Origin of the sequence: Sulfitobacter sp. SK012 (assembly GCF_003352085.1) — a bacterium.
Taxonomy (GTDB): Bacteria; Pseudomonadota; Alphaproteobacteria; order Rhodobacterales; family Rhodobacteraceae; genus Sulfitobacter.
The window spans coordinates 2,947,397-2,964,260 of record NZ_CP025804.1 but is presented as its reverse complement, the minus strand read 5'-3'; the positions used below and the strand labels follow the sequence as shown (position 1 = coordinate 2,964,260).

Annotated in this window: 11 protein-coding genes, 1 tRNA gene and 3 pseudogenes; 7 read left to right on the top strand and 8 right to left on the bottom strand. The window is 52.8% G+C overall.

The annotated features are described in order from the left end of the window. Positions 1 to 149: 149 nt before the first annotated feature. Positions 150 to 635, top strand: a complete 486-nt coding sequence (locus C1J03_RS14510; protein WP_114889019.1) for a RidA family protein — start codon at positions 150 to 152, stop codon at positions 633 to 635. A gap of 73 nt (positions 636 to 708) precedes the next feature. Here C1J03_RS14510 and C1J03_RS14505 read toward each other — a convergent pair. Then, positions 709 to 1,865 (bottom strand): annotated as a pseudogene (locus C1J03_RS14505) (IS30 family transposase). Positions 1,866 to 2,193: 328 nt separating this feature from the next. Here C1J03_RS14505 and C1J03_RS14500 point away from each other — a divergent pair. Both C1J03_RS14500 and C1J03_RS14495 read left to right on the top strand, forming a co-directional pair. Continuing rightward, positions 2,194 to 2,856, top strand: a complete 663-nt coding sequence (locus C1J03_RS14500; protein ID WP_114887244.1) for a hypothetical protein — start codon at positions 2,194 to 2,196, stop codon at positions 2,854 to 2,856. Between the two features lie 154 nt (positions 2,857 to 3,010). Further along, a complete protein-coding gene (locus C1J03_RS14495; protein WP_162798546.1) occupies positions 3,011 to 3,196 on the top strand; it encodes a hypothetical protein in 186 nt (61 codons plus the stop codon). Between the two features lie 8 nt (positions 3,197 to 3,204). Here C1J03_RS14495 and C1J03_RS14490 read toward each other — a convergent pair whose 3' ends face one another. Beyond that, positions 3,205 to 4,314 carry an HlyD family secretion protein gene (locus C1J03_RS14490; RefSeq protein WP_114887242.1) on the bottom strand — a complete coding sequence of 370 codons (1,110 nt, stop codon included), beginning with the start codon at positions 4,312 to 4,314 and terminating at the stop codon, positions 3,205 to 3,207. Between the two features lie 206 nt (positions 4,315 to 4,520). Continuing rightward, positions 4,521 to 5,879: a hypothetical protein gene (locus tag C1J03_RS14485; protein WP_162798545.1), complete on the bottom strand. Its 1,359-nt coding sequence runs from the start codon at positions 5,877 to 5,879 to the stop codon at positions 4,521 to 4,523. Positions 5,880 to 6,364: 485 nt separating this feature from the next. Here C1J03_RS14485 and C1J03_RS14475 point away from each other — a divergent pair, with 485 nt between their 5' ends. The 3 genes from C1J03_RS14475 to C1J03_RS14465 all read left to right on the top strand — a co-directional run bounded on the left by C1J03_RS14475 (position 6,365) and on the right by C1J03_RS14465 (position 11,145). Beyond that, positions 6,365 to 8,089: a sulfatase-like hydrolase/transferase gene (locus C1J03_RS14475; RefSeq protein WP_114887239.1), complete on the top strand. Its 1,725-nt coding sequence runs from the start codon at positions 6,365 to 6,367 to the stop codon at positions 8,087 to 8,089. Positions 8,090 to 8,235: 146 nt separating this feature from the next. Then, the gene (locus tag C1J03_RS25760; protein ID WP_114887238.1) at positions 8,236 to 9,036 is read left to right on the top strand and encodes a transporter; all 801 of its coding nucleotides are present in this window, start codon (positions 8,236 to 8,238) and stop codon (positions 9,034 to 9,036) included. 162 nt (positions 9,037 to 9,198) lie between these two features. After that, entirely contained in the window at positions 9,199 to 11,145 is a 1,947-nt protein-coding gene (locus C1J03_RS14465) for a multiheme c-type cytochrome (protein ID WP_114887237.1), read from the top strand. Positions 11,146 to 11,329: 184 nt separating this feature from the next. On the opposite strand, the gene C1J03_RS14460 is transcribed toward C1J03_RS14465, so the two are convergent. The 5 genes and pseudogenes from C1J03_RS14460 to C1J03_RS14445 all read right to left on the bottom strand — a co-directional run bounded on the left by C1J03_RS14460 (position 11,330) and on the right by C1J03_RS14445 (position 15,852). Then, positions 11,330 to 12,502 carry a glycosyltransferase gene (locus tag C1J03_RS14460; RefSeq protein ID WP_114887236.1) on the bottom strand — a complete coding sequence of 391 codons (1,173 nt, stop codon included), beginning with the start codon at positions 12,500 to 12,502 and terminating at the stop codon, positions 11,330 to 11,332. A 130-nt stretch (positions 12,503 to 12,632) separates the two neighbouring features. Beyond that, a pseudogene (locus C1J03_RS25755) lies at positions 12,633 to 13,014 on the bottom strand (integrase core domain-containing protein); the annotation flags it as partial. 225 nt (positions 13,015 to 13,239) lie between these two features. Continuing rightward, positions 13,240 to 14,004 (bottom strand): IS21-like element helper ATPase IstB, encoded by a 765-nt coding sequence (istB, locus tag C1J03_RS14455; RefSeq protein ID WP_114882482.1) that lies wholly within the window; start codon positions 14,002 to 14,004, stop codon positions 13,240 to 13,242. After that, positions 14,001 to 15,500 (bottom strand): annotated as a pseudogene (gene istA, locus C1J03_RS14450) (IS21 family transposase). Before istA ends, istB begins: the two are co-directional and overlap by 4 nt. Before the next feature lie 276 nt (positions 15,501 to 15,776). Further along, positions 15,777 to 15,852, bottom strand: a tRNA-Thr gene (locus C1J03_RS14445). Positions 15,853 to 15,975: 123 nt separating this feature from the next. Here C1J03_RS14445 and C1J03_RS14440 point away from each other — a divergent pair. Beyond that, a complete protein-coding gene (locus tag C1J03_RS14440; RefSeq protein ID WP_114887235.1) occupies positions 15,976 to 16,851 on the top strand; it encodes a hypothetical protein in 876 nt (291 codons plus the stop codon). The last annotated feature ends 13 nt before the right edge of the window (positions 16,852 to 16,864 follow it).

Sequence of the window (16,864 nt, the reverse complement as noted above, 5' to 3'; positions counted from 1 at the left end):
AAGTCGTGCTGGACCTACAAAGGCCCGGTTTGTCCGCCCAGCAAACGACGATACATTCTACAGCTAATGTTTGGGGCAGACGGACATTGATGGTATTTGTTCTGACGAAGTTTAACCAATCGGGTTATCAATTGAATTGGGGATTGAGCATGCTGACACCAGAAGATCGACTGAAAAAATTACGCCTTAAATTGCCGCAGCCTACGACGCTGCCAGAGGGACTAAACTTACCCTTCGAGTTTGTTAACATCCGGGGGGATAGGGCGGTTTTCTCGGGGCACCCCAAGAGCGCAATGGATGGCAGTATTGCCGGCCCATTTGGCGTTGTGGGTGCCGAGATTACGACGGATCAAGGGTATGCGGACGCCCGCGAGGTGGCGCTGACCGTACTTGCCAACCTCAAAGCTGAAATTGGTGCATTGTCGCGTATCACGGGATGGGTTCGCGTCTTTGGAATGGTGACGTCCGCGCCTGGTTATTCGGAACAGCACATTGTGGTGAATGGATTTAGTGACCTTATAATTGATGTGTTCGGCCAGGATATTGGCCGTCATGCACGCTCCGCCATTGGTGTGTCCGGACTGCCGCTTGGTTTTGCAATGGAAATTGAGGGCGAGGTATTGATCTCTCCCTGAAATATCCACGATGAATGTCCGCACAGCAGACCTCTGTGAAAAGTGCAGCGAATGTCCGCAATCCGCGGCGACCTCAACCGGTCGATGCAACACACTCTGCGGACATCTCTGCTGGTGTTTGGTATTGCAAGGTCTTGCGAGGTCGTTCGTTGAGTTGCCTTGCAATTGCACTGAGTTTTACTTGGGAATGAACGGATAGGTCCGTTCCGCGAGGCAAGTACTGCCTCAAAAGCCGGTTGGTGTTCTCGTTTGACCCGCGCTGCCACGGTGATTGTGGGTCGCAGAAGTAGACATCAACGTCGGTTGCCAACGTGAATCGCGGATGATCTGCCAGCTCTTTGCCACGATCCCACGTCAGCGACTTGTAGAGCTCGCGCGGCAGTTTCTGAGCCGATTTGATCAGCGCCGTGATGACACTCTGTGTGTCTTTGTTCGCGACTTTGACCCGCATCACGTACCGAGAATGCCGTTCCACGAGTGTCGCGATATAACTGTTCTTTGATCCACCGATTAAGTCGCCCTCCCAGTGGCCCCGAACAGCACGATCTTCGACGGACGCAGGCCTTTCGCTGATAGATACAGCGTCCTTGATCTGGCCATTTCCCTTTCGCTTCTGGCTGGCATGCTGTGAGCGCCGGACAGTGCGTTTAGCCCGCAAGTGCTCCAGAAGTTCCTTCTTCAGGACACCGCGTGTATATAAAGGCTTCTGTAAATCGTTTCGTGTGACACCTGTTTGTGCGCCTCTCCAGGGGATGCGCGTTTGAACCAACCAGCAACTTGTTCTGGCGACCACTTGCGCCGTAACTTTGCGGATACTGCGTGGGCCAACATCGGGTGACAAGCCAACTTGCACATCTTGGGGCGCAAAGCCCGATCCCATGCAGCTTGGTCTGATGCCGTTGCGCGATAGCACAACTTGCCCCCATTGCGTCGTACCTCGCGGCGGATCGTTGAAGGCGCACGTCGCAACTGACGCGCAATTGCCCGGAGAGATTGCTTGGTGCTGAGCCCACGAGATATCTCTTCACGCTCAGCAAGGCTCAATGCAGAACGACCGCGTCTGCGATCAGGTGGACGTATTCCGCCCGTCGGTGAAATCACGGAAAATACCGACGATGAGTGGCGATCAAAAACGCGCCCAATCGACCTCATCGACTCGCCACGCTGCCATCGATCCCAGATATCGGCACGCTGTTCGCCTGAATAATAGATCCTGCGACGATACTTCATTCAAAACACTCCATCTCTTCCTAAAGATTAAAGTGTTGCGTCGATCAGTTGAGGCAACTGCCCTTCGTAACGATTCCTGCAGGAGGGCAGGAGCCATGAAATGAACGAAAGCGAGCATCTGAAAAGAAAGGGTGAGGCCCTATGTCGCTTGGGTGAAGCCATTGGGGAGAGGACGTCAATGACGTCTGAAGTTAGCTACTGAACCTTATTGCCTCGATGAACATCTCCCTCAGTTGCGAATCCAATGGCGTTCTTCTTCGAGAACGTTAGGCTTCGAAAGAAGAGACGCGCCGCACTAAATCAAGTTCGTACTAACAGCGAGGACCTTATGAAAAACGCGATATTTTTGCTCTTACTGGCAACGCTTGCCGCCCCAGTAAGTGCCGAAGGCTTTCTGGATAAAGTGAAGAAAGGTGCCGGCAAGGTTGGCGATGTGGCTAAGAAAGGAGTTGATGCGGTTGGCGAAGCCGTAGACTCGACCAGTGACCTGGTAGGCAACGAAGAGACGCCTGAAGCCACGAGAGACAAGCTCGATAACATGGCAAACGATGTTCTGTTGCGGTTATTGGCGGAAAATTCGGAGGCTGCCGAAGCCTATAGTGTTAGCACTGGATATGCTGCATTCGATATGCGGCGGGTTTCCATTTTCCCACTTTCCGCAGGATATGGGCGGGGTGTTGCGGTGGCCTCTCCGGATGGCGCGCGGACGTACATGCAAATGGGCACAGGCGGTATGGGTGCCGCTTTCGGCATTGGAGGTTTTGAATCGCAGTTCGTTATTATGTTTGAGACACCAGTCGATTTCGAGCGGTTTGTTGAACATGGCTATGATGCGTCTGCGGATGCAGGCGCAATGGAGGGAACTGACCGCACGACGACAGAAGTTAAATTCACAGATGGGCGCTCATTCTTTGTGCTGAGCAAGAAAGGCTGGCGGGTGAATGCAAATGCGTCGGGTACCAAATATTGGAAAGACGATGCGCTTAATTGAGGGGTCAATTGCTCGCTCTGCTGCTTGCCAAATCATATAAGCTTGCGCGTAAACCCATCGCTCAAGGACGGGTATGGTAGTTCTTCTTCCGCAAGCCTCTTTGACGAATCCTGCTGAAGCTAGAGCCCGGTTCAAAATACCTTGGGATCAAGCCATGGGTGAGGTCGAAGCCTCCGCCGATCTGCACGCTAATACTATGGCGAAAGCGAAGTGGTCAGATACCAAGATCATTTACGCCGAAATTTCGCGCATACTGGTTAATATGGAGCGTTACGTCGAAGACGTGTCAAAAAAAATGACCGAGGTCGTGCAATGCATTATCTACACCCAAGCACGCTAATAGGAGCGTCATAGGTAATTCGTGTAACGTTTGATCCAGAACAGGATCTTGGCCAACGGTTCGATTGGCCCAGCATCTGGTGTGATGAGCGTGGCCGATCCGGATGACCCTAAAAGAGTGACATGCTCTGGTAGGTCATTTGGTATTTTCAGGCGCACGACGACTGAACTGCTGCCTAGGAGTTGACCTATTGTGGGCAAGGCCCCAGTGGTTGCCAATGTCCCTTCACCGGTGCCGGGGATCAGGGCTTGGATCGTTGTCGTAAAGAAGGTGCCCGGATCACTGCGCATTGCCACCATCACTTCTGTGCCTGGCACAAAGGCATGGGCCCCGGATTGCGCGAATACACCCGTCAGAGATCTGTCACCATAGGGCACAAAGGCCAGTGCTGATTTGAATTTTGTTACCCGCGCGCCCGGTTTCAGCACCATGGCTGTGACAGTCCCGTCCTCGATTGCAAAAACGTCAGTTTGGCGTAGGTTCCAGCGCGCGGTCTCAAGCATTTGTTGTGCTTGTGCAACCGTTGAATCCACTCCGCCGATCTGAGACGCAATGCGCAGTTCAAGCCCTTGTTTGCGAGCTTTGGCTGAACGCAAGCCAGCCTCTAGTTGACCAATCGTAGAAACGGCTTCTTGCAACTGGAACTGGGAGTTCACGCCGCGATCCGCGAGTTCCACAATATCGTCACGCCGTTCGATCCCGAAGGTAAGTTGAACGGTCAGGCCGTCAATCTCCGCCTCAACTGCCTCAAGGTCAGTAAGGAGCATATTTGCAGCAGTTTTCGCTTCAACCACCGCGGCCTCAAGACGGCCCACTTCGATCTCAAACGGTACAGGGTCAATCTGAAATAACAGGTCGCCTTTTTTGATTGGCGTGTTGGCCTTGATAGCGACACTCACTACCGAGCCAGTGACATTGGGTGTGATTTCAATGGTTGCGCCATGAACAGCTACCCGGCCCGAAGGAGTAAGGTAATTCAGAGCCCCGATCACGATCAGCGCAATAAGCAGGCCGACTGTGGCAGAAATGGATTTCCAGGTTGTGTTCCAAGGGAGCAGCTTAAACCGACCAAAAACCAAATAGATAACCCCTCCGTAAAGAGCAAGGATTAGTACCATCAGAGATCTCCTTTAGTTGTCGGCTTAGTGACGCATCATCCCGATCTTCACCGAACCTTAAAGCGAAAAATGAATACTGTCCGAGATGCTGACATATATGACTTCTCCCTTGGCCTTAAGAGGCGGGCCTTAACATCTACCAGAGCCATGGCTGCATTTGAACATTGGCGAATACAGAAGCTGAACTTATAGCTCACGGTAGTCGTTTAGCTGTCCTCAAGTCGGGCAAGTGCGCTGTCAATACGAGTTGAAATTGCCAACGCGTCGGCTTCATCAGTGAAGAACCTCACGAGAACTGGTTTGTAATTCGCGCGTGGCCATGAAGCGATCAGGTTTGCCGCACAAAGTTCGGCTGATGGATGGTCCCCAATTGCTTCATAGGCTGCAATCTGGATGCCCGTCATCAATGCGCTTATGCGGCCTTCAATCTCAATTGCGTTGTCAATTGCCGCCAAGGTCTTCGTGAATTCACCCATCTGGAAGTATGCCCCCGCCAATACAAAAGGGTGGTAGCGTTCACCTCCGCTCGCATTGCTCGCGTTAGGAAAATAAGAGGCGAGCAACTCAGGCCCTTGTCCGTCAAATGCCATCATCATCCCGTAAAAGTTCCAAAGGAATTCATCGTAGGGCGCGATTTTAATCGTAGACTTCGCACGTTGCAGCGCCCCCACTCGGTCGCCGTCTACGAATTTGTTCCAGGCATCTGCCATTTGTGCATGCGCGTCAGTTGGGTCGATGCGAAGGGCCGTGGCCGCTGCGTTTCTGGCACTTGATAGTTTTTTGGTTCGTGCAGCACCATTCGGCGCGACAAATGCGAGGTATGACTGTGCAAATGCTATGCAACTGTACCCGGTCGACTGTTCTGGTGAGAAATCAATCGCACGCTGACACATCATTTCAGAGGCGCGTACTCTTACAGGATCAATGGACGGGAAGACTAACTCCTGCGCCTCTTCTACAAAGGTGAGGGCGAGCAGGGATGCAGACGACACTTGGTTTACAGAGCGCCGTAGCGCTCCCGCTTCGACAAGTGCATTGGAGTTTGCGATCGACATTGCGCTTAGCGATTCACCGTCTGCTGAATCGTTGCTTATCCACCCGACACCGATACCTGCTATGCCACTTGCCAGCACAGCACTGAGAACAGAGGCGCGACCAAACGATTTGGCCTTTCCGGTTTGCGCATTAGAGACGTCATCAACTGGTTCGGCTAACTCGACAAGTTCAAACGTCGGCACATAGCCCCCAGCCAGAACATGAATCCGAACCGGATCTTTCGCACCTTCTTCAGAATAGTAGATATCCATCCTACGCCGAAGCCGTCCAGCATCGACACGCACAATGGTTTCCTGCTCAACGCCTTCCTCAGGGCGCCGCCCATATACATCTGATGCAATGATTTTAGCTCGGAGATTCGCCCCGCGCTCATTAAGAGCTTCCTCAACGATGAACTTAAGAAACGATTTTAGCCTGTTGGCATCGGCAAAGGTGGCGCTGGAAAGGATGGCATTCAATGCAACCTGAATTTGTATCTGGGTCGGTTTGATAGCGTTGAATTTGGTCACTTTTTCCTTCCGATCGTATGGCCGCATGCCTTTGAGTAAAGGCCCGTTTCTTACCGTAACATCACCGTAACATACCTGTCAGCCCTGCGCTGCCTGTGTTTTTTGAAAGAAGAATAGAACACCACACACAAGGCAACGCGTTGACCGAAACTCTGGATACAATTTTCCCCGAATGCTCCGATAGGTTGATCTTGCTTCGGAAGACGGATGCCGGTTTCGATGAAATAGTTGCGCATTTTGAGATCATTTTGACAGAGTTCAACAAACGTTTTGGCGACTTGGATGGTCCAACCGCAGACCTAATTGCCAGCTTTGAAGATCTTAGGCGGGAGATCGAAAAACTGCTTCGCACGGCCCGGATTCAAGGAACGGATTGCCAATGAACGAGGCGGCCACAGCACCAAACGATGTAGTCGAGAACGGCGATTTTCACCGCAGCGTCTCAAACGGGATGACACCACACTTTACGACAACAGGAGAGTAATATGACGGAACGGTCGATAAACGTAACCCAGAGGCGGCTGCTGGTCAGCGCTTTGGCGCTGACATGCGGGTATGCCGCCTCGGCAACCGCGCAAAGCGCAGACATCATCCATGACGCTGAACATTATGTGCTGGAAGCTCAGCATGGCGAAAAATGGGCGATGGAAGACGCGGATATTCAGGCAAAATTGGCAGCTCTTGAAAAAAAGCACGGCAACAAGCCTAACATTATCCACATCATGTGGGACGATACTGCGGTGGGCGAGGTCGGCATTCCAGAAATCCAAGCAGTGCGCGGGTTCGAGACACCGTTCATGAACCAGATGGCTGATGAAGGCATCAACTTCATGCGCATGTACTCTGAGATTGCTTGTACGCAAACGCGCGCGGCCTTTCAGACCGGCCGTTATGCGGTGCGCAGCGGTATGCACTCGGTTGCGTTCCCGGTAGAGTCTTCCGGCATTGATGCCGATGAAGTTATGATCGCTGAGCTGTTGTCAGATGTCGGTTATAAGACCGCGTTCTATGGCAAATGGCACCTTGGCGATACAGAACCTTCGTATGCGCACAATCAAGGCTACGACGAGGCATTCTTTACGCCGTACAATCAGGTGCCATCGATGTGGGTTGAGGGCGCTGAAGTTAACAACGTCATTACCGGATTGTTCCCTGAGCTGTATGGCGATGACAAATACGATATCGATAACTCGTGGCAGCCAAATGGCTATGTCTGGACGCTTGAAGGCACCAAAGGTGGTGAAACGCTTGAGTGGGGGCCACCGCCAACCGTAACTAATTTTTGGGATATCGAAACCGAAGCCCAACGCCGCACACTCGCCTTCATCGACAAAAGCGTAGAAGCGAATGAGCCGTTCTTTATCGCCTACCACCCGATTGCTTTGGGGTTCATTCCGGATCCCCGTGCAACATCTAAACTGACGGCCAACAAGAATGTTCTACCAGAAGCTTTGGTCAAAATTGATGCCTTTGTGGGCGAACTGTTTGCGCATCTGGACGAAAAGGGCATCTCCGACAATACGCTTGTAATCGTGATGGCCGACAATGGGCCGTTCACTCATTTCGGCCCGCGCGGTATGGTTGAAACACTTTATACCGGTGGTAAAGGTGACTTCACCGAAGGCGGCGTTCGTGTGCCAGCGATTGCCAAATGGGAAGGCGTTATCGAACCTGACCAGATCATTGGCGACATCCTGCATGTCAGTGACCTTTATACGACCTTTGCGCGCATTGGTGGTGCCATGGACGGCATCCCGACAGATCGGGTGATTGACGGCGTCGATCAAACGTCTCTCTTCTTGAATGGTGATGGTTACAGCCGGCGCGATTATGTGATGATTTATCAGCACACCACTGTGGCTGCTGGCGTCAAAGGTCGTTTCAAGCGGGATTGGAAAAACGCGACACCTGGCTTGTCGATGAACGAGTTCTATGACCTCTACACCGACCCGCGTGAAGCCAACGGCGAGATGATTGAACAGTTCCACGTCAAATCCATGTTCAACCGTCAGCTTGCTCGTCACCATCTTTGGATGGAGAAGTATCCAAACCGCCCTGACGCGACACCGGGGCCGGCACTTACCGGTATCGCCAACGAGCGCCCTGAAACGGCTAAGCTCCGCACCGCACCTGCGAATGTCGACAAGCTTCCGTTCACACCTGAGCAGATGAACAACTATCCTATCCCGCTCACGGGCAGCGACTTTTAAGCGCTAAACAATACCCTCAACCAGAGCCCTTGGGCTCTGGTTTTTCACATAAGATGAGCATGTCGTCCTGGTCGGGAGCATGCTCGGCTGACAGGGGCCCCGGCTCTGAAATGATCAGAACTTTCAACAAACGAAGAGGCAAGTAGATGCTGAATGGAGAACAAGCGGTACTTTGGGCCACAGTTCTGATCCTGCCCTTATCCGCGACAGTGTCGCATGCCGAATCAGAAGAAGAGTTGGCCAAAAAACTGGCCAATCCGGTCGCTGCGCTAATCTCAGTTCCATTTGAGTATAAATATGACCAGAACCTTGGTCCGAATGGTGAAGGCACGCAAAGAACGCTGGTCGTCAAACCGGTTATTCCCTTCAGCCTCAATGATGACTGGAACCTCATTACACGCACAATTATTCCATACGTCTGGCTAGATGATGTGACACCCGGCAATTCTTCGAATGGGTTTGGCGACATACAGGCAAGTTTCTTTTTCTCGCCCAAGAAACCAACATCAAGCGGTGTAACATGGGGCGTAGGTCCAATCCTCCAAATCCCCACTTCCTCTTCTAATGGCTTGGGCAGGAACGAATGGGGTGCAGGCATAACCGGGTTGGCACTGAAGCAGAACGGTCCTTGGACGATCGGCCTGTTGGGCAGCCACACGTGGGATATTGCGGGCGCAGACACCGATCAAAGCGATACGTTCGTGCAACCCTTTCTGAACTACACAACACCTGATGCTTGGACCTTCGTGCTGAACACCGAAAGTACTTATGACTGGGAAGCGGACGACTGGTCTGTCCCGATCAATGCAAACGTCAGAAAGCTGGTTACACTCGGAGACCAACGGGTCAGTTTTACCGTAGGAGTGCGCAACTGGGTTAAGTCTTCTGAAAACGGACCAGATGGTTGGGGCCTAACCTTGGGCGCGACATTGCTTTTTCCGAAATAAAGTGATGAGCTTCCAAGACTTTGGTGAGGGTCATGTGCCGTGCGAGGCTGTTTGGCAAAACTAAACAACAGGGGAGGGCGAACTCTCCTGTTCGTCGCATAGTTGCTCCCCTTCAACCTTCGCACACCGTTCTGCGGTCTAGTCTGAAAGCCACGTTGATATATGTTTCGCTTCGTCCTTTGCGTCTTTTTTGCCCAAGTTTTTGCCGGTGCCGTAGCGGCCCAAGAAAGTGTCACACCGCCACCGAACTATGTTGGCTCGAACACCTGCCGTGATTGCCACGCCGAGGCGGCCGAGGCTTGGGAAGGGTCGCACCATGCGTTGGCTTGGACCGAGCCGACGGCCGAGAACATTGTGGCTGATTTCAATGACACCGAATTTTTGCATGACGGGACCATCACGCGTTTTCGCATCGAACAGGGTCAGTATTACATCAACGTTACAGAAAAAGACGGGGTAGCTACCGATTATAAAGTGCACTCAGTCGCAGGGATCGAACCGCTGCAACAATACCTACTGGAGACTGAGCCGGGAAAAATCCAGAGCTTTGATGTGGTCTGGGATACGGTCAAAAACCGGTGGTTTCACCTTTATCCAGAACAAGATCTGCCACCTGACGATGGGTTTCACTGGACTGGTCCTTACAAGAACTGGAATGCCCGTTGTGCAGAGTGCCACGCGACAGGGTTTGAGAAAAATTACGACCCGGTAGAACTCACATATTCCTCTATTCCGGCTGAAATCGGTGTGGGTTGCGAGGCCTGCCACGGTCCCGGCAGTGCGCATCTCGAATGGGCGACTGGCACCGTATTGGAGTCGCCTGCGGTGGGTCTCAACGACTACCGGCTCACAATTGACTTTGGCCATGAAACAGAGACGGTTTTACAACAATGCGCCTCGTGCCACTCGCGCCGCGAAGCCCATTTTGACGGCAACCCCATCCCGGGCACGGCCTATAGTGACGCGTATTCACTCGCTTTGCTTCGGCCCGGATCCTATCACGCGGACGGTCAGATCTTGGACGAGGTTTATGTTTACGGCTCGTTCTTACAGTCCAAGATGAACCAGCAAGGGGTGACGTGCTTGAACTGTCATGACGCCCATAGCGGGGAATTGAAGGCCGAAGGCAACGGCGTCTGCGCGCAGTGTCATTCGCCAGCTGGAAACCCGAGTTTTCCGACGTTGGACCCCAAGCCATATGACGACCCTTCGCATCACTTTCACGAGGCAGGCTCAGATGGGGCGCAGTGTAAGAACTGCCATATGATTGAGCGTGTATATATGGGTGTGGACGGACGCCGAGATCATAGTTTTAGGATCCCGCGACCTGATCTTTCCCTAGAGACAGACAGCCCGAATGCTTGTTCAGATTGCCATACGGATAAGTCCTCTGGGTGGGCGGCAACCGCAATTGAAGAGTGGTTTCCCAAGAGCACGCGTCGTGGATTGCACTACGGTCAAACCCTTGCGGCAGGCCGTCTTGATCCAGTTTCTGCAAAAGGCTCACTTGCCGATTTGGCAGAAGATACTTCGCAGCCCGGCCTAGTGCGGGCCACGGCGTTGTGGCTTTTGGAGCAGGCTGCCGACCCTGAAATGGCCACGCGGCTTGCGCCTCTGTTGGAGGATCCGGATCCATTGGTGCGAGCCGCAGCCGTGGGGGGCAATCAATCCTTGGCACCTGAGCTTCGCGTGGAGCGTCTAGAAAAAGTGCTGGGGGATCCTATGCGTGTGGTGCGGATCGAAGCCGCCAAAACACTGTTTACGGTGCCTCCGTCGAGTATGTCGCCAAACGCAACCCAGAAATTGCGCGCAGCGTTGCGAGAATGGCAAACCGGTCTCGTGAATAGGGCTGACTTCCCAGAGACACATCTGGTTTTGGCCGGTACGGCGCTGACAATGCGAAATATGGAGGCTGCGGAACGCGCTTTTCGCGAAGTCATTCGGATGGACCCGCAACGCGAAGATGCGTGGGTGATGTTGGTGCGGATCGCCGATGCTACGCGCGGCCCACAGGCGGCAGCGCGAGTTTTGCAAGAAGCGCTGCAGTTTGTACCAGGCAGTGATACGCTCAATTTCATGAGCTCAGACTCGTTATTACCGCCGCAGTAGGCCCGCCCAGCGAGTGCCAAGGGCTAGGCCTTGTGAGGTTCCTCTATGAGTTTGCCCTGTTGAAACCGGAGCACGCGGCACCCCGCAATTTGTCGCGCACCATGTTAGGCAAGGGCTTAGAGGAATTTGACCGTGAAAAGACAATGCCATGGCTAGATTTTGCGCGGACCAAAACGATGGAGAATTAAGTAACTAAGCTGGATAAGTGGTCCATCCGTTTCGAAAACTCGTCTTCGAATGCGTGATTTTCGGCGAACCGGAGCCCCAATTCCCCGGCGTCTTTCAACTGTTGCCTATCACTGTCTAGCGATGCGATTTTCCCAGCGAGATCCTTTGTTCTGCCCATAGGAACAGCCCAACCTCCGCCCGACTTTTCTGCCAAGTTTCTCCACATTGAGTTTCGATAACCCACAATCGGAATGCCGCATCCCATGCTTTCCAAATAAGTACAAGACGGATCAGATTGCCTGTGGCACGATAGGAAAAGGTCTGCATTTCGGCGAAAGAATGGTACAAGAACCTCGTCAAAGTCGACGGCCCCATGAATGCGAACGCAGTCACTTAATCCTTCTTGTGAGACAGCGGTCTCTATTTCAGAAGTGAGACTGCCAAGGCCAAAAACGTCGAGTGTGAACTCTATCCCTGATTGTCGAAGCGCTCGAACAACTGGGATCAAATCCTGCGCCCCTTTCATCTGTTCCAATCGTCCTGAGTGGACAAGGCGCAAAGGGGCACCTGATTGCAAATATCTGGCTCGAGCGGCTTGCTCATCTTGAGTAGCCATTGCGTCACGACCCATGCGACCATCCAAATACAACATCGATTGTTTGTTCAGTGAACTATAGGCCTCGAATGCAGGGTAGCCATTCGCCTGAATACCATCGCAACTTCTCAGTGCGGTGCGGCGGCGCCGTTCCTGATTGATCAACCATAACTTGGAGCGGACTTTGCGCAGAAAGCTCTTACTTTCGTCCAGTGATGCAATCCGAATACGTGTGCCTAGATCATACTCGATTGAATAAACTATTTTCGTTCCCGTTGGTCGCTGACCTGGATCCGCCAGGTGCAAAACATCATGCATATCTGCTCCGGCAAAGATCAGATCATTTTTGTTCAATCCGTCCACCGTGATCGGCGCGTCCTCAGAAATTATTTCAAGATCGAATTCTAGGTCGTTCGGGTTATACGTCGCCCCAAAAGGGATGTCGGTTGCACCGCGCTTGAGAATACAGGCGACGGGACCATCCCATTGCTCAACGTGGATGCGCATTCCTTCTACATATTTAACATCCAGTCTTAGGTTGCCGTCGGCCATTTCAATAACGGGCGCGGGGGCAATCATTTGCAGTTTGGGCATATCATTTTCCAAGTGTCACAACTCCACTGTTTTATCAGAGGAAGGGGGCTATTGCATCAGTGGGTTTGAGGAATTTCGCCAATAATCAGAAACGGCTGAGCCGTCCCACTTGAGGGGTCCAGATAGATAGTTAGCGCATGATGGGCCGGCGGTACATCTGGACGATGGCCGGTGGCGCTGGCGGGAGGTCGCCCAGAGCGCTTTGAGGGTAGTGGTGTTGCAATGGCTCCTTCATCTTTCGATGACGATTTGCGCTTCATGGTGAGAATAGAAGATTTCACCGTTCGGCATGTGTCCCGCATCCTCTCTTTGAAGCTCTCGCACTACCCGTCCTCCGATGGTGACCCGAGTTCGATTTAGGCAATCCTTACCCCAATCACCTTGATCCAGTCCCTAACGGCCTTCGCAATGGGGTCTGATGGGGGCACACCACGCAGGACGAGTAAGTCCGTCAGAGCGTCGATGACTTTGGCAGAGTTCAGCTCCCAAGTTACTTGGACCGATAAACAATCTCAACAATGCTCGCCCAAAATGCGGCAAACTCAACGCCTAGGAACTTTCATCTGATTGTGCAAATTATCGAAGCAGGTGTGGCGGCGCGAAGGGCTCAAGAGTATTATTTATGCGGCTTTCCTAAAGACCAATTTACCCAGAATGTCAATCCCGGAGTAAAATCGGTCAGCGTCCCGGAGAGAAATTGGCCAATTTGTCAGCTCCTTGGCTTCAGTTGGGTTTGTTCAGGCTGTGCGGTTTCGGCTTTGGTTCAGCCGATAGCTTTCACCATTCATCTCCAGGATATGGACGTGGTGTGTCAGGCGGTCGAGGATGGCACCCGTGAGGCGTTCTGATCCGAAGACCTCTGTCCATTCATCGAACGGCAGGTTGGATGTGATGATGATGGAGCCGCGTTCATATCGTTGACTGATCACTTCGAACAGCAACTCGGCCCCGGTCTTGGAGAGTGGCACGAACCCAAGTTCGTCAATGATCAGCAAATCTTGGGCTGCTAGTTGTTTTTGGTGTCGTTGCAGTCGGCGTTCGTCAACTGCCTCGATCATTTCATGAACCAGTGCAGCGGCTGTGGTGAAACGTACCTTCAAGCCCTTTTGGCAAGCTGCCAGTCCAAGGCCGAGAGCAACATGTGTTTTACCGGTCCCACTTGGTCCTAGCGCGATAACGTTTTGACGCTTTGCGGTGTACTCGCAGCGGGCCAATTCCATCACCAGCACCTTGTTCAGTGACGGGATCGTTTTGAAGTCAAAGCTATCCAGGCTCTTGGTTGCCGGAAACTTCGCGGCTTTGATACGCCGCTCTACCATCCGTCGCTCACGTTCGATCAGCTCCAGCTCACACAAGCGCAGGAGATATTGGACATGATCCTTGTTCTCTGCGGCGCATTGTTGGGCCTGTTTGGTGTATTCGCTTTGGAAGGTTGGCAGCCGAAGTTTGGTCAGGTGATGCCTGAGCAGAACCTGCGGTGTATCAGTAACAGTATCGTTCATGCGGCCACCTCGGACAACAGCACGGCATAGCTGGAAGGCTTTGTCGTCTCAACCACCGCTTTCGGCAGATAAGGATAGATATCGAGATCAAGCCTAGGCGGACGACGCTCAATCCGGCAAAGGATCAGATGCTTGATCGCATCGTAGCCAAGTGCGCCCAGGTCCAAGGCTTGTTTGATTGCAGCATGAACGTGCTCCATCTCGAAGGTTTCCAATAGTCGCAAGATCTGAACATATTCGCGCTTCCCCGCCTTACCCATGCGGGCTTCCAACAATCGATGAAGGGTCGTGAACGCATCGGGCAGATCCCAACCCTGCAAGGGTGCCGCCTGGTCGAGAGCACCAACCTTCTGCTCCAACAATGGCAAGTAATGCATCGGGTCGAAAATCATATCTGCCTTCTCGTAAGATCGTCGATGTCGGGCGACAATCTCGGTCCCACAGCCGATCACGACCTCATGGACATAGCCGCGTACCTGAACCTCATGATGGGCAAAGGCGACAGGGACGGAGTAATCGTTATTGCGATAACGGATCATCGATATTGAAGTTGCCCGAGTACTGACCTTATCACACGCATCGTAAGGTGTTGGGGGCAATGCCATCAACGCGTCCAGGTCTCGTAGCAACCGTTCACCAATACTCTCACTATGCCCGCGAACAACATCGTCCTGACGCTTCAAACATTGTTCCTCCAACCAGGCGTTCAAAGCATCAAAACTATCGAACCGGGGAGCAGGGATTAGGAAGTTCCTCCGTCCGTAGCCAATGACACCTTCGACATTACCTTTGTCGTTACCTTTACCAGGGCGGCCAAACCGGTCCTCAAACAGATAATGCTATTGTAGTTCCGAGAAAGTTCTGGTCCGGATCCGCTTGCCTCCTCCCAAGATCTTTGCAACCGCTATCACGGTGTTATCGTACAGTGCCGACAAGGGCACACCACCGAAGAACGCAAACGCAGCGTTGTGACCATCACAGAAGGCTTCTGTCGTTTCTGCCGGATATGCCTTCATGAAGAACGCATCCGAATGCGGCAACGATATCGCAATGTAATGCAGCTTTCGTTCAACACCACCAATCACACCAAGGGTCTCGCCAAAATCGACCTGAGCATGGCCAGGGGTGTGAACCAGAGGAACAAACACCTCTTGGGTACGTCGCTGCTTCTCACGAACATAGTCCGTGACGATGGTGATCCCGCCAGTGAACCCATGTTCATCACGCAATCGCGCATGAATACGTTTGGCTGTGTGGCGTTGCTTTTTGATGACCCGTTTATCGTCTTTCAGGATCTGATCAATTATCCCAATGAACGGATCCAACTTCGGACGAACTGGCGCGGTCGTTCTTTGATAACCCGGCGGAACCGAATGCTTCAAAATCTTCGCCACTGTTTTGCGGTCAATCCCAAACAGACGGGCCGCCTCACTATTGTTCTTACCTTCGACATGGCACGCACGGCGCACCCGACTGTACAAATCCACAGAATACATCTTCCCCACCCGTTGCTCGACAGCACCAGATGTTAGATTGCGGAATTTTACTCCGCGACGGTCAGATTACCCAACCATTTCCATGGCCATTTTGTCTCCGGGATTCACAATCGTGGGGGTACGCTCATTTCTCAGATTTCACCGTACCCCCAATAATACCCCCAAACAGGGGGTACGTTGCTGTATGCTATAAAACAGCATCGGACGAACGATCTCAATAAAGCCTATATAACACAGGGATTTTCGGATGTCTCCGGACTATTCTGGATGGTGAAATGGTGCCCCCACACGGACTCGAACCGCGGACCTATTGATTACAAATCAATTGCTCTACCAGCTGAGCTATAGGGGCACTGCGAGGTCCTTTAGTGCCTTGTGAGCCGCCGCGCAAGAGGCTTTGAGGGGGAGGATTGCTGTTTTATCCAGACACAAAGCCGCTATACATAGAGCCAGTCTCAAACCAAGGCGGAGTGCTATGCAGCTGGTTTTACACACAGGTGTCCATTTCACCGAAGAAGAGCGGCTTTTGAAGTGCCTGCTGCGCAATGCAGAGGACCTTGGAAATCGTGGTGTTGCAGTGCCCGGGCCGGGCAAATATCGCAGCCTTGTGCGCGATACGTTGAACGCCATGACCAATTCGCCCGCGGCACCGGGCGCGCGTGAAGTCTTGCTCGATTCGTTTCTGGACGAAGGCGAGGCGGAGCGGGTCATCCTATCTGACGGGAATTTCTTTCGCACGCCGTCGACGGCAGTGCAGGGGGGGATGCTATACCCTGCTGCCCCGGTGCGGATGATGCGCATGATGCAGCTCTTCCCATCCGATCAGTTCGAGATTTTTATGGCCATCCGAAATCCCGCGACATTGTTGCCGGTGCTCTATGAAAAATCTCAGAACAAAGACGGCGATGCATTTTGGGGCGGGCGCGATCCACGCCAGATCTTGTGGTCCGAAACGATCGCATTGATCCGTGAAGCCGCGCCTGAGGCCACGTTGACGGTTTGGTGCAACGAAGATGCGCCGCTCATTTGGGCCGAAATTATCCGCGAGATGGCCGGCCTTGATCATGGCGAAAAAATCATCGGTGGCTTTGATCTGCTGACGTCGATCATGTCGGCGGAGGGGATGACCAGGTTTCGGGGCTACCTCAAGGATCATCCGGTCATGACCGAAATTCAAAAGCGCCGGGTGATTGCGGCGTTCTTGGGTAAATATGGGCTTGATGACCAGATCGAGGAAGAACTGGACATGCCCGGCTGGACCGATGCGCTGGTCGAGGAAATGTCGGATATCTACGATGATGACCTGGTTACGATCCAACGCATTCCGGGCGTAACCGTTCTATCGCCGTAAAGTTTGCTTTAGG